General features: G+C 70.9%; 16 protein-coding genes, 1 tRNA gene and 2 pseudogenes. 13 read left to right on the forward strand and 6 right to left on the reverse strand.

From position 1 onward, the window contains the following. Positions 1-9 precede the first annotated feature (9 nt). A pseudogene (locus ACY1JF_RS10320) lies at positions 10-349 on the forward strand (tyrosine-type recombinase/integrase); the annotation flags it as partial. A gap of 89 nt (positions 350-438) precedes the next feature. Here ACY1JF_RS10320 and ACY1JF_RS10325 read toward each other — a convergent pair. Next, positions 439-512, reverse strand: a tRNA-Gly gene (locus ACY1JF_RS10325). 289 nt (positions 513-801) lie between these two features. Here ACY1JF_RS10325 and ACY1JF_RS10330 point away from each other — a divergent pair. The 3 genes from ACY1JF_RS10330 to ACY1JF_RS10340 all read left to right on the forward strand — a co-directional run bounded on the left by ACY1JF_RS10330 (position 802) and on the right by ACY1JF_RS10340 (position 2,139). Next, the gene (locus ACY1JF_RS10330; RefSeq protein WP_462704893.1) at positions 802-972 is read left to right on the forward strand and encodes a hypothetical protein; all 171 of its coding nucleotides are present in this window, start codon (positions 802-804) and stop codon (positions 970-972) included. A 71-nt stretch (positions 973-1,043) separates the two neighbouring features. After that, a complete protein-coding gene (gene dcd / locus ACY1JF_RS10335) occupies positions 1,044-1,619 on the forward strand; it encodes a dCTP deaminase (RefSeq protein WP_462704720.1) in 576 nt (191 codons plus the stop codon). Between the two features lie 22 nt (positions 1,620-1,641). Then, entirely contained in the window at positions 1,642-2,139 is a 498-nt protein-coding gene (locus ACY1JF_RS10340) for a phosphoribosyltransferase (protein ID WP_462704721.1), read from the forward strand. 82 nt (positions 2,140-2,221) lie between these two features. Here the strand turns inward: ACY1JF_RS10340 and ACY1JF_RS10345 are convergent, their stop codons facing one another. Both ACY1JF_RS10345 and ACY1JF_RS10350 read right to left on the reverse strand, forming a co-directional pair. After that, on the reverse strand, positions 2,222-3,259 hold the full coding sequence (locus ACY1JF_RS10345; protein WP_462704722.1) for a Yip1 family protein: 1,038 nt from the start codon (positions 3,257-3,259) through the stop codon (positions 2,222-2,224). A gap of 509 nt (positions 3,260-3,768) precedes the next feature. After that, complete coding sequence (locus tag ACY1JF_RS10350) at positions 3,769-6,060, reverse strand: (Fe-S)-binding protein (protein WP_462704723.1); 2,292 nt, start codon at positions 6,058-6,060, stop codon at positions 3,769-3,771. A 690-nt stretch (positions 6,061-6,750) separates the two neighbouring features. Here ACY1JF_RS10350 and dnaK point away from each other — a divergent pair. From dnaK to ACY1JF_RS10370, 4 genes and pseudogenes are all read left to right on the forward strand, one after another. After that, a complete protein-coding gene (gene dnaK, locus ACY1JF_RS10355; protein ID WP_462704724.1) occupies positions 6,751-8,601 on the forward strand; it encodes a molecular chaperone DnaK in 1,851 nt (616 codons plus the stop codon). Next, positions 8,598-9,272, forward strand: coding sequence for a nucleotide exchange factor GrpE (gene grpE / locus ACY1JF_RS10360; protein ID WP_462704725.1), 675 nt, complete (start codon positions 8,598-8,600; stop codon positions 9,270-9,272). Before dnaK ends, grpE begins: the two co-directional genes overlap by 4 nt. Before the next feature lie 33 nt (positions 9,273-9,305). Continuing rightward, positions 9,306-10,481 carry a molecular chaperone DnaJ gene (gene dnaJ / locus ACY1JF_RS10365; RefSeq protein WP_462704726.1) on the forward strand — a complete coding sequence of 392 codons (1,176 nt, stop codon included), beginning with the start codon at positions 9,306-9,308 and terminating at the stop codon, positions 10,479-10,481. Positions 10,482-10,486: 5 nt separating this feature from the next. Then, positions 10,487-10,933, forward strand: a pseudogene (locus ACY1JF_RS10370) (heat shock protein transcriptional repressor HspR); the annotation flags it as partial. Between the two features lie 81 nt (positions 10,934-11,014). Here the strand turns inward: ACY1JF_RS10370 and ACY1JF_RS10375 are convergent. Beyond that, positions 11,015-13,051 (reverse strand): fibronectin type III domain-containing protein, encoded by a 2,037-nt coding sequence (locus ACY1JF_RS10375; RefSeq protein WP_462704727.1) that lies wholly within the window; start codon positions 13,049-13,051, stop codon positions 11,015-11,017. A 293-nt stretch (positions 13,052-13,344) separates the two neighbouring features. Here ACY1JF_RS10375 and ACY1JF_RS10380 point away from each other — a divergent pair, with 293 nt between their 5' ends. Both ACY1JF_RS10380 and ACY1JF_RS10385 read left to right on the forward strand, forming a co-directional pair. Then, positions 13,345-14,448, forward strand: coding sequence for a substrate-binding domain-containing protein (locus ACY1JF_RS10380; RefSeq protein ID WP_462704728.1), 1,104 nt, complete (start codon positions 13,345-13,347; stop codon positions 14,446-14,448). 80 nt (positions 14,449-14,528) lie between these two features. After that, positions 14,529-15,572 (forward strand): helix-turn-helix transcriptional regulator, encoded by a 1,044-nt coding sequence (locus ACY1JF_RS10385; protein ID WP_462704729.1) that lies wholly within the window; start codon positions 14,529-14,531, stop codon positions 15,570-15,572. A 464-nt stretch (positions 15,573-16,036) separates the two neighbouring features. On the opposite strand, the gene ACY1JF_RS10390 is transcribed toward ACY1JF_RS10385, so the two are convergent. Further along, a complete protein-coding gene (locus ACY1JF_RS10390; RefSeq protein WP_462704730.1) occupies positions 16,037-17,008 on the reverse strand; it encodes a helix-turn-helix transcriptional regulator in 972 nt (323 codons plus the stop codon). A 360-nt stretch (positions 17,009-17,368) separates the two neighbouring features. On the opposite strand from ACY1JF_RS10390, the gene ACY1JF_RS10395 reads away from it, so the two are divergent. Further along, positions 17,369-17,704, forward strand: coding sequence for a hypothetical protein (locus ACY1JF_RS10395; protein ID WP_462704731.1), 336 nt, complete (start codon positions 17,369-17,371; stop codon positions 17,702-17,704). Positions 17,705-18,122: 418 nt separating this feature from the next. Here ACY1JF_RS10395 and ACY1JF_RS10400 read toward each other — a convergent pair whose 3' ends face one another. Continuing rightward, entirely contained in the window at positions 18,123-18,299 is a 177-nt protein-coding gene (locus ACY1JF_RS10400) for a hypothetical protein (protein WP_462704732.1), read from the reverse strand. A gap of 279 nt (positions 18,300-18,578) precedes the next feature. Between ACY1JF_RS10400 and clpB the strand changes: the two genes are divergently transcribed. Next, positions 18,579-21,176 carry an ATP-dependent chaperone ClpB gene (gene clpB, locus ACY1JF_RS10405; RefSeq protein ID WP_462704733.1) on the forward strand — a complete coding sequence of 866 codons (2,598 nt, stop codon included), beginning with the start codon at positions 18,579-18,581 and terminating at the stop codon, positions 21,174-21,176. A 383-nt stretch (positions 21,177-21,559) separates the two neighbouring features. Next, positions 21,560-22,090, forward strand: a complete 531-nt coding sequence (locus ACY1JF_RS10410) for a YbjN domain-containing protein (RefSeq protein WP_462704734.1) — start codon at positions 21,560-21,562, stop codon at positions 22,088-22,090. Positions 22,091-22,245 lie beyond the last annotated feature (155 nt).

Raw genomic sequence — 22,245 nt, forward strand, 5'->3', positions numbered from 1 at the left:
TGCTGATCATCGTCTGCGGGCGTACGGGCCGTCGTCCTCCCGGCCTTCCTGCACAAGGAGGTGTGGCAGCATCTCGCCTGGTTCGCCGAGAAGGGGCCGGACGGGCTGGTCTTCGTCGGGGAGAAGGGGGGCGCCCTTCCGGCGCACCTCGTTCGGGCGGAAGTGGCGGCGGGCGCGCACGGTCGCCGGTCTTCCCGACGGCTTCCGGTTCTACGATCTCCGGCACACCGGGCACACGCTCTCGACCCGTTCCGGCACCACTCTCAAGGACACGATGGTCCGTGCCGAGCGTGCGAAGAACCACACCGGCGACAAGCCGCACCACAACGACAAGGCCGCCGACGGGTAGCGCGTCCCTATGGTGCGGTTGTGGTGCGCGGCCCGCTCACTGGTCCAGACAACAAACAACCCCCGGGTCGATGACCTGGGGGTTTGTCGTGGAGCGGGTGACGAGAATCGAACTCGCGCTCTCAGCTTGGGAAGCTGATGTTCTACCATTAAACTACACCCGCGTAAGCAGCGGACCGCCGGTCGGAGCCGGTGTCCCGGTGCTCGCTCACTCTACCTCATGACAGGCTCCCGGTGTTCGTGCCGTGGGGCCTGTCGTCGTTCCGTGCGGGGAGGGGGGAGGGGAGGACGGGACTGCGGGGAACCGGAGTTGGGGCGTACGGTGGGGACTTCGGAGAGGGGTCGGGCGGGGCGGAGTGCCGCCTGGAGCGTCGTTCCTTTCATCCCGTACTGTGGCTTTTGTCGCCAGGGGGACCTGGTCAGACGCGGCTCTTGGGGAAGGGACTTGAAGACTTGAAGGACTTGATGGAGCGCACCGTCGTCCGCTGTGCCGATGGGCACGTGTTCAGCACCTCTTCGTTCCCGATGCAGCAGGCCGAGCGGCTCGGTCCCGGGCGGCTCGTCCGGTGTCCGAGGTGTGCGCGGCTGCGCAGCGTCGTGCCGGTGAGCTACGAGAAGCGGTAGCAGCAGGAAGGCTCCGGGCGCGCGGAGTGGCCGATTGCGGTCGCTCTGCGCGCCTTGCGTATCCTCGGGACGTGCTTCTCTCAGACAAGGACATCCGGGCCGAGATCGACGCCGGACGGGTACGGATCGATCCCTACGACGATTCGATGGTGCAGCCGTCCAGTGTCGACGTGCGTCTCGACCGGTTCTTCCGGGTGTTCGAGAATCACCGGTATCCCCACATCGACCCCTCGGTCGAGCAGGCGGACCTGACACGGCTGGTCGAGCCGGACGGGGACGAGCCGTTCATCCTGCACCCCGGTGAGTTCGTGCTGGCCAGTACGTACGAGATCATCACGCTCCCGGACGACCTGGCCTCGCGGCTGGAGGGGAAGTCCTCGCTCGGGCGGCTCGGGCTCGTCACGCACTCCACCGCCGGCTTCATCGACCCCGGGTTCTCCGGGCACGTGACGCTGGAGCTGAGCAATCTGGCCACGCTGCCCATCAAGCTCTGGCCGGGCATGAAGATCGGGCAGTTGTGCATGTTCCGGCTCAGTTCGCCGGCCGAGCACCCGTACGGCAGCGAGCGGTACGGGTCGCGTTACCAAGGGCAGCGGGGGCCGACCGCCTCCCGCTCCTTCCTCAATTTTCATCGGACCCAGGTGTGAGCGCGGGGCAGGCGGAGGACATATGAGTGACGTTCGGGAGAATCTCAGCTACGAGCAGTTCGGCGTCGCCGTCCGGGAGCTCGCGCAGGCCGTGGCGGACGACGGGTTCGAGCCCGACATCGTGCTGTCGATCGCGCGGGGCGGGGTGTTCGTGGCCGGTGGGCTCGCGTACGCGCTCGACTGCAAGAACATCCACCTGGTGAACGTGGAGTTCTACACGGGGGTGGGGACCACGCTGGAGATGCCGGTCATGCTGGCTCCCGTGCCGAACGCCATCGACTTCTCCGACAAGAAGGTCCTCATCGCCGACGACGTCGCCGACACCGGCAAGACGCTGAAGCTGGTGCGGGACTTCTGCCTCGAGACCGTCGCCGAGGTGCGCAGCGCGGTGATCTACGAGAAGTCCCACTCGCTGGTGAAGTGCGAGTACGTGTGGAAGCGGACCGAGGAGTGGATCAACTTCCCGTGGTCCGCGCAGCAGCCCGTGGTACGGCGGAGCGGGCAGGTGCTGGACGCCTGAGCCGCGCGTGCGTGCACGCGGGACACGCAGGAAGGGGCTCCCCCGTTCTCGGGGGAGCCCCTTCCTGCGTGTCCCGCGTGGCTCAGAACGTGCCCAGCTTCACGATCGACAGCAGGGCGACCAGCTGGATCGCGGAGGCGCCCAGCGCCTTCGGCCAGGGCAGGTCGTGGGAGCGGCTGACCATCAGGGTGAGCAGGGCGCCGGCCGCGACCCAGGTGATCCAGCCCAGGATCTGGACGAAGGGCGCGTCGCCGCCGGCGAACATGGCGACGATCAGACGCGGCGCGTCCGTCAGCGACATGATCAGCATGGAGAGGCCGACCGTGGGCTGCCAGGCCCCGTCGCCGCCGAGCTGGCGGGCGAGGGTGTGGGTGACCACGCCCAGGACGAAGGCGGAGAGGACCATGGCGACGGCCGTCACCAGGACGATCGGGATGGCGTTCGAGAGCGTCGCGTTGATCGCGTCCTCGCGGGCGCCGTCGAAGCCGAACACCGCGATCAGGCCGTAGAGGAAGGACACGATGAGGGCGGGGGCCCACATCGTGTAGTCCCGCATCTGGAGGAAGGTCCGGTCGGGGCTGGTGAAGATGCCCCTCAGCAGGTCCTTCCAGTGCAGGCGGGGGCCGATCGGGCCGGCGGGCGGCGGGGACGCCGGGCCGGCGCGGTAGGTGTCGCCCTGGGTGTAGGGGTCCTCGCCGACCGAGAAGGCCTGGGTGTGGCCGGGGTTGTTGGCGGCGTACGGGTCGTGCGGGGTGGCGCCGGGCGGGCCGCCCCGCGGGTAGCCGCCGTCACCGAAGTACTCCGGTTCGTCGTGCCCGCCGGGTCCACCGTGTCCGCCGGCCTGACCGCCGTAGCCGCCGCCGTTCGCGTGCGGCCACTGGCCGCCGGTGTGCGGGGGCTGCGGAGGGTACGGCTGCGGCGGCGCCGGGGGATAGCCGTACGGCTGTCCCTGCGGCGTCTGCTGCCCGTGCGGGGGGTGTTGCGGTCGCGTCTGAGGAGCGCCGTTGTCCCGGCCGCGTCCGATCCTGAATCCAGCCACGCTTCCGAACGTACCTGGTCCCGCACGGTGACGTGCCGGGCCCGGGACCCTGGAGGCGGCTTTGCGGCCGAGCTGTGACATCCCCTACGGGTGGGGGGCGGCTCGGCCGGGGCGTCCCCTAAGGGGCGGGCGTGGTGTCCTCCGGGGCGCCGGGTCGCGCAGGAGCCGAGGTCCGTTTCGGGGGCGGCGATGCCGTACTCGGTGGGCGGTCCGACGGCTGAGGGGACGCGGATGCCCGCGGGCAGCGGCCGTCGGCGGCGCGGTCCGCGAGGGCCGGGGTGGCCTGGCGCCCCGGGGGCCGGGCGAGGTCGAGGCCGGGGGCGGGGGCATGGGCGACCGTGTCCGCCGGTCGTCCCGGAGCGCGGCGGGAGGCGGCGAGCCCCGTCGCCGCGTCACCGGCCGGGAGAGAGGGAGGGAGAGAGGGAGAGAGAGCAGGGGCGCGGGAGGGCGGGGTCGGGTTCCGGGGTGATGTCCTCCGGGGCGCCGGGTGCCGGGGGCGGTGGTCGGAGCCGCTCAATTGAGCGCGGCGTGAACACACCGACGCCCCGTGTCATCCGTTCGCGGACACGGGGCGTCGGGGAGGCGGGCGGTTACTTCACCGGCTCCGGTTCCGGGGCCGTCTTCGGCTCCGACTCGCCCGTCGGGTCGGCCGGGGTCTTCACCGAGTCCAGCAGGAGCTGGGCCACGTCGACGACCTGGATCGACTCCTTCGCCTTGCCGTCGTTCTTCTTGCCGTTGACCGAGTCGGTGAGCATGACCAGGCAGAACGGGCAGGCCGTGGAGACGATGTCCGGATCGACGGAGAGCGCCTCGTCGACGCGCTCGTTGTTGATGCGCTTGCCGATCCGCTCCTCCATCCACATCCGCGCGCCGCCCGCGCCGCAGCAGAAGCCGCGCTCCTTGTGGCGGTGCATCTCCTCGTTGCGGACCCCGGGGACGGCGGCGATGATCTCGCGCGGCGGCGTGTAGATCTTGTTGTGGCGGCCCAGGTAGCAGGGGTCGTGGTACGTGATGATGCCCTCGACCGGGGTGACGGGGGTCAGCCGGCCCTCGTCGACCAGGTGCTGGAGCAGCTGGGTGTGGTGGATGACCTCGTAGTCGCCGCCGAGCTGCGGGTACTCGTTGCCCAGGGTGTTGAGGCAGTGCGGGCAGGTGGCGACGATCTTCTTCGCCGACTTGGGCTTCTTGGTCTGAGGGGACTCGTCGTCCTCGCCGAAGGCCATGTTCAGCGAGGCGACGTTCTCCATGCCCAGTTCCTGGAAGAGGGGCTCGTTGCCCAGGCGGCGGGCGGAGTCGCCGGTGCACTTCTCGTCGCCGCCCATGATGGCGAACTTCACGCCCGCCATGTGGAGCAGCTCCGCGAAGGCCTTGGTGGTCTTCTTGGCGCGGTCCTCCAGGGCGCCGGCGCAGCCGACCCAGTAGAGGTACTCGACCTCGGTGAGGTCCTCGATGTCCTTGCCGACGACCGGGACCTCGAAGTCGACCTCCTTGGTCCACTCCAGGCGCTGCTTCTTGGCCAGGCCCCAGGGGTTGCCCTTCTTCTCCAGGTTCTTGAGCATCGTGCCCGCCTCGGAGGGGAAGGAGGACTCGATCATGACCTGGTAGCGGCGCATGTCGACGATGTGGTCGACGTGTTCGATGTCGACCGGGCACTGCTCGACGCAGGCGCCGCAGGTGGTGCAGGACCACAGGACGTCCGGGTCGATGACGCCGCCCGCGGCGAAGCCGCCGTCGGACGAGGCTTCGAGGGGGCCGACGAGGGGACGTTCGGCCTCCGCCAGCGCCGCCGCGGGGACGTCCTTCAGCTGCTCCTCGGACGCCTTCTCCTCGCCCTCCGCCGTCTTGCCGCCGCCGGCCAGCAGGTAGGGGGCCTTGGCGTGCGCGTGGTCGCGCAGGCTCATGATCAGGAGCTTGGGGGAGAGGGGCTTGCCGGTGTTCCAGGCCGGGCACTGGGACTGGCAGCGGCCGCACTCCGTGCAGGTGGAGAAGTCCAGCAGGCCCTTCCAGGAGAACTGCTCGACCTGGGAGACGCCGAAGACGTCGTCCTCACCGGGGTCGGTGAAGTCGATCGGTTTGCCGCCCGAGGTCATCGGCAGCAGGGCGCCCAGGGAGGTCCCGCCGTTCGCGTCGCGCTTGAACCAGATGTTGGGGAAGGCCAGGAAGCGGTGCCAGGCCACGCCCATGTCGGTCTTCAGGGCGACCGTGATCATCCAGATGAAGGAGGTCGCGATCTTCAGGCCGGCGAAGAAGTAGGTGAGGTTCTGGAGGGTGGCCAGGTCCATGCCCTCCAGCCAGGACACCACCGGGTACGAGATGAAGAACGACGCCTCGTAGCCGTCCACGTGGTGCTGGGCGCCTTCGAGGGCGTGCAGCATGAAGATGCAGACGCCGACGATGAGGATGACGGCCTCGACGAAGTACGCCTGGCCGAAGTTGGAGCCGGCGAAGCGGGACTTGCGGCCCGGCTTGCGCGGGTGGCTCAGCTGCCGGATGCCGATCAGGACCAGGATGCCGAGCACGGTCATCGTGCCGATGAACTCGACGAAGACGTTGTACGGCGCCCAGTCGCCCAGCACCGGCAGCAGCCAGTCGGCGCGGAAGAGCTGGCCGACGGCGTTGACGATGGTCAGCAGCAGCGAGAAGAAGCCCACCGCCACGAACCAGTGCGCGACGCCGACGACGCCCCAGCGGTTCATCCGGGTGTGGCCGAGGAACTCCCTGACCACCGTGAGGGTGCGCTGCGCGGGCTGGTCGGTCCGGGTGCCGGCCGGCACGGGCTGGCCCAGCCGCAGGTAGCGGACGATCTGGAGGACGGCGCGGGCGAAGAGTGCCACGCCGACCACGATCAGGACCAGCGACACGATGATCGCGGCGAGTTGCATTTGGGGGCTCCTCGGGCCTGCGAGGGTTTCGAGGGGGTGGGTGAGCGGTGAGTGGTGTTACTGAGCGGTAGCTTATGCAGTCCGTTCGAGACTACCCCTATCCTCCGCCGCACTGTAGTCGGGCGTGTGGTGATCTGTGTCGCTGAGGCCACCCTGAGTGGGCGCCTCCCTCCTGTCCGGCGCCGCCGCGCCGAACCGGACAAGACATTCATCGCACATCGTGATATTCGGCTTAGTTTAAGGCCGTGCTCCACGGGATCGCCTCCGTCCCCTCCTCTCCGCCGCCTTCCTCGCTGCCGCCGCCCTCCTCCTCGCCGGCCGCCGCCTTCCTCCTCGCCGCCCTGCTCGCACCGCTGCTGCGGCCGTTCGCCCGGTGGGTCGTCGTCGCCGTACGGGGGTGCGAGCCGGTCCCGTCCCGGGGAGCCCGGCCCGCCTCGTCCTCGTGCAGGAACTCGTACAAGAAGCGGCTGGCGCCTCGGTGTGGGGTGTCACGGGTGCCGCCGACACCCCGGCGGGGGACTGGTTTTCCCGTGCCGAAGGCGTGCCACCCTGCGTTCGCGCAGGTCGGCGGCTCGTTGCGCGTAAGGAGCGGATAAGAGTTGAGTCCGATCGACTCAGGTCTGTTGACCCGGCGGGAGTCGTCGTGCACACTTGAGTCTGTTCCACTCAAGTCAGTTGGAGGAATCAACCATGGCACGTGCGGTCGGCATCGACCTGGGCACGACTAACTCCGTCGTCAGCGTTCTGGAGGGCGGCGAGCCCACCGTCATCACCAACGCCGAGGGCGCCAGGACCACGCCGTCCGTCGTCGCCTTCGCCAAGAACGGTGAGGTGCTGGTCGGCGAGGTGGCCAAGCGTCAGGCGGTCACGAACGTCGACAGGACCATCCGGTCGGTCAAGCGCCACATGGGCACCGACTGGAAGATCAACCTGGACGGCAAGGACTTCAACCCGCAGCAGATCAGCGCCTTCGTGCTGCAGAAGCTGAAGCGGGACGCCGAGGCGTACCTGGGTGAGAAGGTGACCGACGCGGTCATCACCGTCCCGGCGTACTTCAACGACTCGGAGCGCCAGGCCACCAAGGAGGCCGGCGAGATCGCGGGCCTGAACGTCCTGCGCATCGTCAACGAGCCGACCGCCGCCGCCCTGGCGTACGGCCTCGACAAGGACGACCAGACGATCCTCGTCTTCGACCTCGGTGGCGGTACGTTCGACGTCTCGCTGCTGGAGATCGGCGACGGCGTCGTCGAGGTGAAGGCCACCAACGGTGACAATCACCTCGGTGGTGACGACTGGGACCAGCGCGTCGTCGACTACCTGGTCAAGCAGTTCCAGTCCGGTCACGGCGTGGACCTGAGCAAGGACAAGATGGCGCTGCAGCGCCTGCGCGAGGCCGCCGAGAAGGCGAAGATCGAGCTGTCCTCGTCCACCGAGACCTCGATCAACCTGCCCTACATCACGGCCTCCGCCGAGGGCCCGCTGCACCTGGACGAGAAGCTCACCCGCGCCCAGTTCCAGCAGCTGACCGCGGACCTGCTGGAGCGCTGCAAGACGCCGTTCCACAACGTGATCAAGGACGCGGGCATCCAGCTCGGCGAGATCGACCACGTCGTGCTCGTCGGTGGCTCCACCCGTATGCCGGCCGTCGCCGAGCTGGTCAAGGAGCTGACCGGCGGCAAGGACGCCAACAAGGGCGTCAACCCGGACGAGGTCGTCGCCATCGGCGCCGCCCTGCAGGCCGGTGTCCTCAAGGGCGAGGTCAAGGACGTCCTGCTCCTCGACGTCACCCCGCTGTCCCTCGGCATCGAGACCAAGGGCGGCATCATGACCAAGCTGATCGAGCGGAACACGACGATCCCGACCAAGCGGTCCGAGATCTTCACCACCGCCGAGGACAACCAGCCCTCCGTGCAGATCCAGGTCTACCAGGGCGAGCGCGAGATCGCGGCGTACAACAAGAAGCTCGGGATGTTCGAGCTGACCGGTCTGCCGCCGGCGCCGCGCGGCGTCCCGCAGATCGAGGTCTCCTTCGACATCGACGCCAACGGCATCATGCACGTGACCGCGAAGGACCTGGGCACGGGCAAGGAGCAGAAGATGACCGTCACCGGCGGCTCCTCGCTGCCGAAGGACGAGGTCGACCGGATGCGCCAGGAGGCCGAGCAGTACGCGGAGGAGGACCACCGCCGTCGCGAGGCCGCCGAGACCCGCAACCAGGGCGAGCAGCTCGTCTACCAGACGGAGAAGTTCCTCAAGGACAACGAGGACAAGGTCCCGGGTGACGTGAAGACGGAGGTGGAGACCGCCGTCGGCGAGCTGAAGGAGAAGCTCAAGGGCGAGGACATCGCCGAGATCCGCACCGCCACCGAGAAGGTCGCCGCCGTCTCGCAGAAGCTGGGCCAGGCCATGTACGCCGACGCCCAGGGCGCGCAGGCCGCTGGCGGCGAGGCTCCGGGCGCCGGTGCCGGCCAGTCCAAGGCCGACGACGACGTCGTCGACGCCGAGATCGTCGACGACGAGCGCAAGGACGGTGCCGCGTGACGGAGGAGACCCCGGGTTTTGAGGAGAAGCCCGACGTCCCCTCCGGCGCCACCCCCGAAGACGCCGAGCCGAAGACCGCCCCCTCCGCTCCGGAGGCGGGGGCGGCCCCGGCCGGGGACGCGAGCCAGGACGCGGGCCTGCTGGCCCAGCTGGACCAGGTGCGCACCGCGCTCAACGAGCGCACCGCGGACCTCCAGCGGCTCCAGGCCGAGTACCAGAACTACCGCCGCCGGGTCGAGCGGGACCGGGCCGCCGTGAAGGAGATCGCCATCGCGAACCTCCTGACCGAGCTGCTCCCGGTGCTCGACGACATCGGCCGCGCCCGGGAACACGGCGAACTCGTCGGCGGCTTCAAGTCGGTGGCGGAGTCGACCGAGGCGGTCGCGGCCAAGCTGGGCCTGCAGCAGTTCGGCAAGGAGGGCGAGCCCTTCGACCCGACGGTCCACGAGGCCCTGATGCACAGTTACGCGCCGGACGTCACCGAGACGACCTGCGTGGCGATCCTGCAGCCCGGGTACCGGATCGGCGAGCGCACCATCCGCCCCGCGCGGGTGGCCGTGGCCGAGCCCCAGCCCGGGGCGCAGACGGTCAAGCCGGCCGAGGAGAGCGAGAAGGCGGGCGGCGCGGACCAGGCCGACGACAAGGAGAGCGGTGGCCCGGACGAGGGCTGAGCTTGTGAGCAGCAGGGAGGAGGGACGTCGGGGATGAGCACCAAGGACTTCATCGAGAAGGACTACTACAAGGTCCTCGGCGTCCCCAAGGACGCCACCGACGCCGAGATCAAGAAGGCGTACCGGAAGCTCGCCCGCGAGAACCACCCGGACGCCAACAAGGGCAACGCCAAGGCGGAGGAGCGGTTCAAGGAGATCTCCGAGGCGAACGACGTCCTCGGCGACCCCAAGAAGCGCAAGGAGTACGACGACGCCCGCGCGCTCTTCGGCAACGGGGGCTTCCGCCCCGGGCCCGGCGCGGGCGGCGGCACCTTCAACTTCGACCTGGGCGACCTCTTCGGCGGCGGACAGGGCGGACAGGGGGCCGGCGGCTTCGGCGGCGGACTCGGTGACGTGTTCGGGGGCCTGTTCAACCGCGGGGCCGCAGGCGGCGCCCGGACCCAGCCCAGGCGCGGCCAGGACATCGAGTCCGAGGTCACCCTGAGCTTCACGGAGGCCATCGAGGGGGCCACGGTCCCGCTCAGGATGTCCTCGCAGGCGCCCTGCAAGGCGTGTTCGGGCACCGGCGACAAGAACGGCACCCCGCGGGTGTGCCCGACCTGTGTCGGCACCGGCCAGGTGACGCGGGGCTCGGGCGGCGGGTTCTCGCTGACCGACCCCTGCCCGGACTGCAAGGGCCGGGGCCTGATCGCGGAGGACCCCTGCGACGTCTGCAAGGGCTCCGGACGCGCCAAGTCGTCGCGGACCATGCAGGTCCGCGTCCCGGCCGGGGTCTCGGACGGGCAGCGCATCCGGCTGCGCGGCAAGGGCACGCCGGGCGAGCGGGGCGGTCCGGCGGGCGACCTGTACGTGGTCGTGCACGTCAAGGACCACGCCGTCTTCGGGCGCAAGGGCGACAACCTCACGGTCACCGTCCCGGTGACGTACGCGGAGGCGGCGCTCGGCGGGGAGGTCCGGGTGCCGACCCTGGGCGGCCCGCCGGTCACGCTGAAGCTGCCGGCCGGCACGCCCAACGGGCGGACCATGCGCGCCCGCGGCAAGGGCGCGGTCCGCAAGGACGGCACCCGCGGGGACCTGCTGGTCACCGTGGAGGTGAGTGTTCCGAAGGACCTGAGTGGGAAGGCTCGTGAAGCGCTGGAGGCGTATCGCGAGGCCACCGCGGGCGAGGATCCGCGGGCGGAGCTGTTCCAGGCCGCGAAGGGAGCTTGATGGGGATGGACGGCCGTCGACGCAATCCGTATGAACTGACCGAGGACACCCCGGTCTACGTCATCTCGGTGGCGGCCCAGCTGTCCGGGCTGCACCCGCAGACCCTGCGTCAGTACGACCGTCTGGGCCTGGTCTCCCCGGACCGCACCGCCGGCCGGGGGCGCCGCTACTCGGCCCGGGACATCGAACTGCTGCGCACGGTGCAGCAGTTGTCGCAGGACGAGGGCATCAACCTGGCCGGCATCAAGCGCATCATCGAACTGGAGAACCAGGTCGCGGCGCTCCAGTCCCGGGTGGCCGAGATGGAGGCCGCCCTGGACGGCGCGGCGGCGGCGATGCGCCAGCGCGAGGCGGCGGTGCACGCGTCGTACCGCCGGGACCTGGTGCCGTACCAGGAGGTCAAGCAGACCAGCGCGCTGGTGGTGTGGCGGCCGAAGGGGCGCTCGTCGGACGGACGCGCGCCGCACGAGGGCGCGGGGGCCCGGAGGTTCGGCCGAACCTCCGGGCCCCCGTCGTGTCCGGGGCGGTGGCGGTCAGGTCCCGCTCGGCGGCACCACGACCGGTGCGAGGGAGGAGAAGCTCTCCGTACCGTCCGCCGAGAGGCCCGACACCAGGTAGTGGCTGGTGGTGCCGGCGGGCGTGCCGGGGTCGGTCCAGCCGGTCGTGCCGGCGGCCAGCGGTACGTCGGTGAGGCGGACGAACGTCTGCGTCGCACGGTCCCAGCGGTACACCTGGAAGCCGCCGGCCGGGCAGTGCGCGCCGCAGTTCCAGGCCAGCGCCGCGTGGCCGGCCCCGTCCGCCGTGGCCGACACGGACCAGGCGGTGGTCCGCGGCGGCACCTGGCCCGGGGTCAGGTCGAGCTCGTCGACGCTCACGTTGGCGACGACGGTGTCCGGGTAACCGGCGGTGGTGTACAGGGAGTTGTTCCGGACGTCGATCGCGTCGACGAAGTAGACCCAGTTCTCGCCGTCGGGCACGTCCGGGTCGACGAACCGGGTGGTGCCGGGCGCCAGGGTGGCGATCCGCTCGTGGGTGAAGGTGTTCCGGGCGTCGGTCCCGCGCCACACGGCGTACGAGGCGAGGTCGTCGGCGGTGCTCGGGTCCCACTCCAGCACCGTGCCGTACTCCGTGCTGGTGTACGTCAGACCGGTGACGGCGGGCGGCGGGGTGCGGTCGGCGCGGGTCACGTAGGCGGCGAGCGACGGCGCCGACTCGCGGCCCGCGTCGTCGACGCTGGTGACGTGGTAACCGTAGGGGGTGCCGACCGCGGCGGAGCGGTCGGTGCAGGCGTACTGCGGGGCGTAGTCGGACGGGTTGCCCACCCGGTACGGCTCGCAGGTCACTTCCACCGGCACCGGGGCCTGGGCGGACCGCTCCCAGCGGTACACCCGGAACCGGGTGGGCGCGGTCTTCGAGGTGCTCCACCGGATGCTGACGCCGCTGTCGTCCTCGGCGGTGCCGGAGACCCCGATGAGCGGCACGGCCAGCGGCCGGCTGTGGGCGAGCTCCCGTGACCGGGCGGTGTTGCCGGCCGGGTCCTTCGCGATCACGCGGTAGTACGAGGTCTCCCCGTAGGGCGCGGTCTCGTCGATGAAGACGGAGCCGTGGGCCGACTCGGCGATCCGGGTGTACTCCCCGTCGGCGGCGGCCGCCCGGTAGACGTCGTACGTCACCTCCCAGGTGTCGTCCTGCCAGGTCAGCCGGACGCCTTCGACGGGGTCGTCGGTCGCGGACAGCACGGGGGTCAGCGGAGCGGTGGTGTCGACGGTGGTGACGGGCTTGTCGGAGCTGCCCGCGGACTCGTTGCCGGCCTTGTCCACGGCCCGGATCTCGTAGTAGTACGCGGCACCGGTGGGCGCGAGGGTCTCGGTGAAGGAGGTGCCGGTGACCACGGTGCCGCCGTTGACCTGGCGGTAGTCGTCGGTGCCCTTCAGGCGGCGGTAGACGCGGTAGCCGGCGAGGTCCATCTCCTTGTTCCTGGACCAGGTGACCTTCGTCCTGCCGGTGGCCGGGTCGTGGACGGCGGCGGCGCCCGTGGGGGCGAGCGGCGCGACCTTGTCGGCGGTCGCCGAGGTCCTGGGCGTGTAGACGAACTCGACGTCCGCCTTGCCGGTCCAGTTGACGAAGTCGATCCGGAGGGTGTGCTTGCCCTTGGGGACGGTGACGTCGACCGTCTTCTTCCGGGTCGACGACACGTTCTTCCACAGGTCGACCTCGCGGGTGCCGTCGAGGTAGACGCGGATGCCGTCCTGCGCGGAGGCGGCGAAGGAGAACGGGCCGCCGGAGCCGAAGTCGCGGGTGAGCGACCAGCGGACGCCGAAGTTGTTCGCCGGCAGTCCCTTGGCCGGTGCCCCGGTGCCCCAGTTCTGGTCGATGACGGAGTCGCAGTCGGTCTTCTTCGGGGTTCCGGAGAACGTGGTGTTCGCGAAGAACTGCCGCTTGAAGACGGGGGAGGAGCAGCTCACGGCTGCGGAGGCGGGCGCGGCTGCGACGGTGAGCAGTCCGCCCGCGGTGGCGAGCACGACGACCGTCGAGGCGACGGCCGTGGTCGTGCGTATGGCTGAGTTCATTCGTTCCTCTGATCGAAACGGGGAGGTGAGGCGTGCCTCCGTGATCACGACCCGTGAGGAAGGGGGTTGGTTGTACGGACCTTCCGTGGCCGTACGGGGACAGTCGATGGCCGTTCGGTGAAGGGGAGTTGAAGGTGGCGGCGGGGTGTCCGGGGGGTGACTGCGCAGCGTGACGTTGCCATCTCGTTAAGTGGCAACGCTTGACGGTGAGGTGGGTGGGAGCGTTGTCTTTTCAGTCACCTGGGTCGCAAAGCGACCACCGCGTCCGGAAGGCACCAGAAGTGATCTCCTGCATGCGCCGTATCGCCATATCCGTGGCGGCGTCCACGATGACCGTTTCGCTGACGGCCTGCGGAGCGCTGAACGTGTCGGGCGGCAGCGACGAGGCGAGCCCGACCAAGGGCGACGCCCTCATGGTGGGGCTGCTGCTCCCGGAGCGGGAGAACACCCGCTACGAGGAGTTCGACCGGCCCATCTTCACCAAGAAGGTGGACGCGCTGACCGACGGCCAGAGCGTGGTCCAGTACGCCAACGCCGAGGCGAGCGCGAGCAAGCAGGCCGAGCAGATGACGAAGATGGTCGAGGACGGGGTCGACGTCATCGTGCTGGACGCGGTCGACTCGCACGCCATCGCGGACAGCGTGCGCGAGGCCAAGGACGCCGGTATCCCGGTGATCGCGTACGACCGGCTGGCCGAGGGCCCGATCGACGCCTACGTCTCCTTCGACAACGAGCTGGTCGGCGAGGTCCAGGGCCGCTCGCTGCTGGAGGCGCTCGGCGGCGACGCCGCCACCGACACCGTCGTCATGATGCACGGCTCCCCCACCGACCCCAACGCCGGCCAGTTCAAGGCCGGGGCCCTGGCCGAACTGGCCGGGAACGTGCGGGTCGGCGCCACGTACGACACCGCGGACTGGAAGGCGGAGAACGCCGAGGAGAACATGGCCGAGGCGATCCAGAAGCTCGGCGCGGACGCGATCGACGGCGTGTACTCCGCCAACGACGGCATGGCGGGCGGCGTCATCGCGGCGCTGAAGGCCGCCGGCGTCACCGACCTGCCCCCGGTCACCGGCCAGGACGCGGAACTGGAGGCGGTGCAGCGGATCGTCTCCGGCGAGCAGTACATGAGCGTGTACAAGTCCTACCCGCTGGAGGCGGAGAGCGCCGCCGAGATGGCCGTGACCCGGGTGCAGGGCAAGGACATCCAGTTCGACGCGCTCACCGAGGACCAGGTGGACAGCCCCACCGACCGGGGCATCCCCGCCCAGCTGGTCCCCGTGACCGCCCTGCACAGGAAGAACATCAAGGAGACCGTCGTCGCCGACGGAATCCACAAGATCTCCGACATCTGCACCGCCGCGTACGAGGCGCAGTGCGCGGAGATCGGCCTGAAGTAGACCGCTTGTTGCACAGCCGGTCCCGGCCCGCGCATAGTTGCGCTGCGGGAAACGGGCGGGACGCGGGGGTGGGCTGGGCGATGGCCGGGCACGGGACGGACGGGCATCCACACGGTGCTGACCGACTGTGCGAAGCAGGGGAACGCGTGTACTCCCGGGCCGTACGGCGGGGCCGGGTGCCGCGCCGGGAGGCGGAGGCGGCGCCCTGCCTGCTGGACCTCGCGCTGCTGCACCCCGACCCCGACGCCATGGACTGGCTGGTGCCGACCGCACCGCAGGAGGTCGTGACCCGGCTGCTGCGCGCGGTGTACGACGAGGTCAGCGCCGGTCAGCGGCGGGTGGGCTCGGCGGTGGCCGCCATCGAGCGGTACGCCGGTCTGGGCGGCGCGAGCGGGCAGCCGCGGCCGTCGGCGGGGGCCGAGGGCACGGCGATCCGGGTGCTGGACGGGCTGGCCCGGATCCAGGCCGCGATGGACGAGGCGACCCAGGCGTGCACCACCGAGGTGCTGACCGTGCAGCCCGGCGGCATCCGGCGCGAGCACGAACTCTCCGAGGGGCTGCACCGGGCACTGGCGCTGCGCGGGCGCGGCGTGCGGATGCGCGACCTGTACACGCACGTCGCCCGGCACGGGCAGGGCCTGCTGCACTACATGGAGCTGATGGGCGACGCGGTGGAGGCGCGGACGCTGGACGAGGTGATCGACCGGCTGATCCTCTTCGACCGCACGGTGGCGTTCGTGCCGGCCAACGCCGAGCGGACGATGGCGCTGGAGCTGCGCCACCCGGCGCTGGTGGAGTACCTGGTCACCGTCTTCGAACGGCTGTGGCGCCTCGCGCTGCCGATCACCGTGCCGCTGCCCGACACCGGCATCGAGGGCATCTCGCACCGGGAGCGGTCCATCGCCGCGCTGCTCGCGGAGGGGCACCAGGACGCGGTGATCGCCGAGCGGCTGGGGATCAGCGTGCGCACCTGCCGGGCCCACATCGCCCGGCTGTCGGAGACGCTGGGCGCGGCGAGCCGTACCCAGCTGGGCGTGCGGATCGCGCAGGCCGGGCTGGACGGTCCGCCCCACGCCCCGGCGCCGGTCAGGCCGTCCGGCCGGGGATTCCCGCGCGCGCGATGAGGGCGATGAGCGCGATGAGTGCGATGAGGTGGCCGGGCCGCGCCCGGCTGCCGCTGCCAGGGCGGTGGCGAGTCCGGCGGTGAGTCCGGCGGCGTGCGCGCGGGCCGTGCGGATGTTCGTCCTCGGCCGTTCGTCCCCGGCCGTTCGGCGATGACGGTGTCGGTGCGGCCCTCGACGGGCAGCGCGGCGATGACCCGCCGGCGGGGGTGACGCCGTCCAGGGCGGGCCGCCGTACGGCCCGCGGGAACACCGGGGTGGCCGGCCGCCAAAACCGGTCGAAGACGGTGACCGGGCAGGTGACGAGGGCGGGGCGCCGGATCTCTGGGGCGAGGGCCCGCGGGCAGGGTGCCGGGGTGGCGGCGAGAGCGGGCGCGCGGGGCGCGGGCCGTCGCGCGGGGCGTGAGTGCACAGGACGGGGCCGTCCTCGCGCAGGTCGTCGGGTCAGTGGACGTGCGTCTCGTCCGTCATGCCGTCCCTTCCGGCTCGGGGCTCCTGTCCCCGTGGTCCAGCATTCCGGACTGGGCTATGAGGTAGCCGAGCTGGGCGCGGCTGCCGCTGCCGAGGGCCTGGGCCAGTTTGGCTATGTGGGCCCGGCAGGTACGGACGTTCATGCCGAGGCGGCGGGCGATCGCCTCGTCCACGTGGCCCTCGACGAGCAGTTTGGCGATGGAGTGCTGGATGTCGGTGATGCCGTCGGCGGCGGTCTCGTAGGGGGCGCCGGCGCTGAGCGGGACCGCCCGGCCCCACATGAACTCGAAGACCTTGGTCAGGTAGCGGACCAGGCCGGGGTGGCGCAGTTCCAGGGCGACCTGCCGGTCGTCCCGCACGGGGATGAAGGCGACGGTCTCGTCGCAGATGATGAGGCGCTCGACCAGTTCGTCGATGGTGCGGTACTCGGCCTTGCCGTCCGGGAAGCGGTCCACCCAGGCCAGCCGTTCCGGGCTGTAGCGGGCCGTGTGCTGGTAGAGCGTCCTGATCCGCACCCCGCGTTCGATCAGCGGCCGGTCGCGTTCCAGCGCCTCGACGAGCCGGCTCTCGGGGTGCCGGTGCCTGGGCTGCACCGACATCACCTCGTTGCGGCACTGGGCCGTCGCCAGGTCGAGCGCCTCGTTGATACGGTCGAGTCCCTCCAGCACGGTGATCGAGTGGTGGGAGGACCCCACGGGGGCGCTGAGGCCGAGGAACCGTCCGAAGGTGTCCGCCAGTTCCATCGAGAGCCGCCGGCGTTCGGTGATCTCGCGTTCGATGGGATCCAGCCGCTGGGCCAGGACCACCGACGGAGGGACCGGGCGCAGCCAGTCCGGATCGTCCGGATCCGGCTGGAGCAGGGCGAACTCCATCAGGCAGGGAGCGGACGCCACGTCCGCGCGGGCGATACGTCCCGAGCGGAGCGCGTTCGCGTAGAGACGGCTCCCTTCCGCGCACAGCTCCGTCATGGCATGGGGATGTACCGTTTTGGTCCCGTTAGCCACAGAATCTCCACCCCCCAGGGTCCTGAACATGCAGGAACATGATGCACCGATCGTGTGGCCATGACGTGCCTGAATGAGCCATCGTCTTACTCGACGGGGGAAGAGGGGACCTTCAAGTGAGGACGAAGCCGACTATGCGTAAGAGAATGCTTCGCTCGGTGCTTGTTGCCGCCTTCTCCGCCGCTGTGGCCCTGGGAACGTCGAGTGGCCTCGCCGGAGCGAAGGGTGACGTGCAGCAGGACACCGCCTGGTCGAGTGGGGCCGTCGGCACGGCCGACGGTGACGACGCGGTCATGCTCCCGGCAGACACTGCCTGGAGTTGACGTGACCACCCCACCCGACGACCGCTCCTTCCGTCGCGAGATGGCCACGGCCTATCGCTCCGGATGGCACTTCATCGACCTGGTCACCGCAATCCCCCACGGCGGTGACTCCTTGATGGTGACCGTCTTCGGCGAACCGGTCGTCGTCACCCGGGACGATGACGACGAGGTCCGGGCGTACCGGTGCCTGCGGCGGCCCCGGGGGGCGCCGCAGCCCGTGCGATGTGCCATCCGGTACGGAATGATCTTCGTGAACCTGGACCGACGAGACCATCGGCTGGTGGAACCGGAATCCCCCACCTCACGGACCATCTCAGCCACCCCCCGCAGTGCCTGACGCGATTCCCCCGTCGTAAAAGATCGCTCAGGCGCTTCCCCCCGCAGCGGCGTCACCGTGACCTGAACACGGTGACGCCGCTGCAGTTTTCCGTGCCGCACGGGGCTTTTGTGGCGAGTTCGCGCGGTGACGTGTGCCGCCCTGGCTCCGGTCGCTGTCCCGCGCCGCTCCGCCGCGATCCCGGCCGCCGCCCGGCCGCCGCCCGGTCGCCATCCGGTCCCCACCCGGCCACCGACCGGTCCAGATCCGGCCGGGGTGGCCGGTACCGCTCCGTGTGCCGCCGCCCGGCCTCGGCGACCGCTTCCGGTCCGGCCCGTACGAGGGCCCGCCCCTCCGGCGTGGACCACCACCGGCCGTCCGCCTGACCCACGGCGGCGCGGGCGCCCCGGGACCTGCGGCGGCGTGGGCGTCCCGGGCCCTACGGCACCCCGGCCCCCGCGGCCGGGGCGTGCCGCGCCTTCGCGCCCGCCCGGTCCATGAGCGCCCGCACCGCGAGTGCCCGGTCCACGCGCGCCCGCACCGTGCCCGCCCGCACCGCGAGTGCCCGGTCCACGCGCGCCCGCACCGTGCCCGCCCGCACCGCGAGTGCCCGCACCGCGCCCGTCCGCACCGCGCGCCCGCCGACCGGGCCGCCCCGGCCGGCCCGACGTGCGCGAAACCGTCCGGGCGGGGTGCGGCCGGGGTGCGCGGACGCCGTTCCCGCCAGAAGCTGAGGCCCGTGGACGGGAACCTGTCCGGGGTGCCGGGCACTTGTTCCCCGTGGTGCTCCCCAACCATGACTTGAGTGGAATAGACTCAACTTTGTGTACGTTGATTGAGTCAGCACCACCGCCGTGGACAAGGCACGAGACTGGCACCAGAGGAGAACCCGAACGTGGACGCCGAGCTGACCAACCGGAGCCGGGACGCGATCAACGCGGCCAGCAACCGGGCCGTGACCGAGGGACACCCGGACCTCACCCCCGCCCACCTGCTCCTGGCCCTGCTCCAAGGGCAGGAGAACGAGAACATCACCGACCTGCTGGCGGCCGTCGAGGCCGGCCAGGCCGCCGTCCGCACCGGTGCCGAGCGGGTGCTCGCCGGGCTGCCCAGCGTGACCGGGTCCACGGTCGCCCCGCCCCAGCCCAGCCGTGAGATGCTCGCGGTCGTCGCCGACGCCCAGACCCGGGCCAAGGAACTCGGCGACGAGTACCTCTCCACCGAACACCTCCTGATCGGCATCGCCGCCAAGGGCGGGGCGGCCGGTGAGGTGCTCAAGGGGCAGGGGGCCACCGCGGGGAAGCTGCAGGAGGCCTTCCAGAAGGCGAGGGGAGGGCGCCGGGTGACCACCGAGGACCCGGAGGGCCAGTACAAGGCGCTGGAGAAGTTCGGCACCGACTTCACGGCCGCCGCACGGGACGGCAAGCTGGACCCGGTCATCGGCCGGGACATCGAGATCCGGCGTGTGGTGCAGGTGCTGTCCCGCCGTACGAAGAACAACCCGGTGCTGATCGGTGAGCCGGGCGTCGGCAAGACCGCCGTCGTCGAGGGGCTCGCCCAGCGCATCGTCAAGGGCGACGTGCCCGAGTCGCTGAAGAACAAGCGCCTGGTCGCCCTCGACCTGGGCGCGATGGTGGCCGGCGCCAAGTACCGCGGCGAGTTCGAGGAGCGGCTCAAGACCGTCCTGGCCGAGATCAAGGACTCCGACGGCCAGATCATCACCTTCATCGACGAGCTGCACACGGTCGTCGGCGCGGGCGCCGGCGGCGACTCCGCGATGGACGCGGGCAACATGCTCAAGCCGATGCTCGCCCGCGGCGAGCTGCGCATGGTCGGCGCGACCACGCTCGACGAGTACCGCGAGCGCATCGAGAAGGACCCCGCCCTGGAGCGCCGCTTCCAGCAGGTGCTGGTCGCCGAGCCGTCCGTCGAGGACTCCATCGCGATCCTGCGCGGGCTCAAGGGCCGCTACGAGGCCCACCACAAGGTCCAGATCGCCGACAGCGCGCTGGTCGCGGCGGCCACCCTCTCCGACCGGTACATCACCTCCCGCTTCCTGCCCGACAAGGCCATCGACCTGGTCGACGAGGCGGCCTCCCGGCTCCGCATGGAGATCGACTCGTCCCCGGTCGAGATCGACGAACTCCAGCGCGCCGTCGACCGGCTGAGGATGGAGGAGCTGGCGATCGGCAAGGAGACCGACGCCGCCTCCCTGCAGCGCCTGGAGAAGCTCCGCCGCGACCTCGCCGACAAGGAGGAGGAGCTGCGCGGCCTCAACGCCCGCTGGGAGAAGGAGAAGCAGTCCCTCAACCGGGTCGGCGAGCTGAAGGAGAAGCTCGACGAACTGCGCGGGCAGGCCGAACGCGCCCAGCGCGACGGCGACTTCGACACCGCCTCCAAGCTGCTCTACGGCGAGATCCCGGCCCTGGAACGGGACCTGGAGGCCGCCTCCGAGGCCGAGGAGGAGGTCGCGCAGGACACCATGGTCAAGGAGGAGGTCGGCGCCGACGACATCGCGGACGTCGTCGCCTCCTGGACCGGCATCCCCGCCGGGCGCCTGCTGGAGGGCGAGACGCAGAAGCTGCTGCGCATGGAGGACGAGCTGGGCAAGCGCCTGATCGGCCAGACGGAGGCGGTCCGCGCGGTGTCGGACGCGGTACGGCGCTCCCGGGCCGGCATCTCCGACCCCGACCGTCCCACCGGTTCCTTCCTCTTCCTCGGCCCGACCGGTGTCGGCAAGACCGAGCTGGCCAAGGCGCTGGCCGACTTCCTCTTCGACGACGAGCGGGCGATGGTCCGCATCGACATGTCGGAGTACAGCGAGAAGCACAGCGTCGCCCGCCTGGTCGGCGCGCCCCCCGGCTACGTCGGTTACGAGGAGGGCGGCCAGCTCACCGAGGCGGTCCGCCGCCGCCCGTACAGCGTGGTCCTGCTGGACGAGGTGGAGAAGGCCCACCCCGAGGTCTTCGACATCCTGCTCCAGGTGCTGGACGACGGACGCCTGACCGACGGCCAGGGCCGGACCGTCGACTTCCGCAACACCATCCTGGTGCTCACCTCCAACCTGGGCAGCCAGTTCCTGGTCGACCCGCTCACCACCGAGGCGGAGAAGAAGGAACAGGTCCTGGAGGTGGTCCGGGCCTCCTTCAAGCCGGAGTTCCTCAACCGCCTCGACGACCTGGTCGTCTTCTCGGCGCTCACCAAGGACGAGCTGAGCCGCATCGCCCGCCTCCAGACCGACGCGCTGGCGCGGCGCCTGGCCGAGCGCCGGCTGACCCTGGAGATCACCGACGAGGCCCTGGAGTGGCTCGCGGACGAGGGCAACGACCCGGCCTACGGCGCGCGCCCGCTGCGGCGCCTGGTCCAGACGGCCATCGGCGACCGGCTGGCCCGGGAGATCCTGGCCGGGGAGATCAAGGACGGGGACACGGTACGGGTGGACCGGTCCGGCGACGACCTGGCCGTGGGACCGGCGAGCGGCAAGACCTTGTAACCGCCGGGCCGAAGGACTCTCCCGCCGGGGCCTTCCGCCGGGCTCTCCCCGCCGGATTCTCCCGTCGGGGTCTTCCGCCGGACTCTCCCGCCGAAGACTCCGCCGGATTCTCCCGTCGGGGTCTTCCGCCGGACTCTCCCGCCGAAGACTCCGCCGGGCTCTCCCGCCGGAGTCTTCGTCGGGTCTTCCGGCGCGGCCCCGGGGCAGAGGTCCCCGGGGCCGCGACGTCGCGCCGGGGTGGCGGCGGGGCGACGCCGGGGTGGCGACGGGGTGGACTCCCGGCCAGGCAGGTTGCCCGGCACGGCCCGGGCGAGAGAGGGTGGGCCGTACGTCTGGCCTCAGCTATGGCCGGGCGAGTCAGACGACCGCAGGAGTGTCCCAGAATGTCTATCGACCCGTCCTCGATTCCCAACTTCGGGGGCAAGCCCGAGCCGCAGCCCCAGGGCCCGGCGGGCCCCGTCGTCCCGGATCAGGACCTCGTGAAGCAGCTTCTCGACCAGATGGAGCTGAAGTACGTCGTCGACGACGAGGGTGACCTCGCGGCGCCGTGGGAGCAGTTCCGTACGTACTTCATGTTCCGCGGCGAGGGCGAGCAGCAGGTCTTCTCGGTGCGGACCTTCTACGACCGCCCGCACGACATCGAGACCAAGGCGCGGCTGCTGGAGTCCGCCGACGACTGGAACCGGCGCACCCTGTGGCCCAAGGTGTACTCCCACACCCACGACGACGGCACGGTCCGCCTGATCGGCGAGGCCCAGATGCTGATCGGCACGGGCGTGAGCCTGGAGCACTTCGTCTCCTCCACGGTCAGCTGGGTGCGCGCCGCCATCGAGTTCGACCGGTGGCTGGTGGAGCAGCTCGGCCTGGAGCAGGACGCCGACGAGGCGGAGAAGCCCGAGGACGACGCCGAGTAGACCCGTCACACGGGCCGGAGCCCGGCCCGGGGCGTGCCCCCGGGCCGGGCTCCCGCGCGCCGGACCACCGGACGCCGCCGGACGCCGGTGCGGGGGCGCGCGCCGGACCGGCTGCGACGTGGGCCGCCCGAGACGTGCGACGTGCCCGGCCGGCC

The organism is Streptomyces sp. SYSU D01066-1, assembly GCF_054956795.1.

What these genes read in the sequence shown, in the direction of transcription:
- ACY1JF_RS10340 (WP_462704721.1), top strand. Translation starts at nt 1,642, where the DNA reads ATGAGTGACGTTCGGGAGAATCTCAGCTACGAGCAGTTCGGCGTCGCC.
- ACY1JF_RS10345 (WP_462704722.1), bottom strand. Translation starts at nt 3,259, where the DNA reads ATGTCACAGCTCGGCCGCAAAGCCGCCTCCAGGGTCCCGGGCCCGGCA.
- ACY1JF_RS10350 (WP_462704723.1), bottom strand. Translation starts at nt 6,060, where the DNA reads ATGCAACTCGCCGCGATCATCGTGTCGCTGGTCCTGATCGTGGTCGGC.
- dnaK (WP_462704724.1), top strand. Translation starts at nt 6,751, where the DNA reads ATGGCACGTGCGGTCGGCATCGACCTGGGCACGACTAACTCCGTCGTC.
- dnaJ (WP_462704726.1), top strand. Translation starts at nt 9,306, where the DNA reads ATGAGCACCAAGGACTTCATCGAGAAGGACTACTACAAGGTCCTCGGC.
- ACY1JF_RS10375 (WP_462704727.1), bottom strand. Translation starts at nt 13,051, where the DNA reads ATGAACTCAGCCATACGCACGACCACGGCCGTCGCCTCGACGGTCGTC.
- ACY1JF_RS10380 (WP_462704728.1), top strand. Translation starts at nt 13,345, where the DNA reads ATGCGCCGTATCGCCATATCCGTGGCGGCGTCCACGATGACCGTTTCG.
- ACY1JF_RS10385 (WP_462704729.1), top strand. Translation starts at nt 14,529, where the DNA reads ATGGCCGGGCACGGGACGGACGGGCATCCACACGGTGCTGACCGACTG.
- ACY1JF_RS10390 (WP_462704730.1), bottom strand. Translation starts at nt 17,008, where the DNA reads ATGACGGAGCTGTGCGCGGAAGGGAGCCGTCTCTACGCGAACGCGCTC.
- ACY1JF_RS10410 (WP_462704734.1), top strand. Translation starts at nt 21,560, where the DNA reads ATGTCTATCGACCCGTCCTCGATTCCCAACTTCGGGGGCAAGCCCGAG.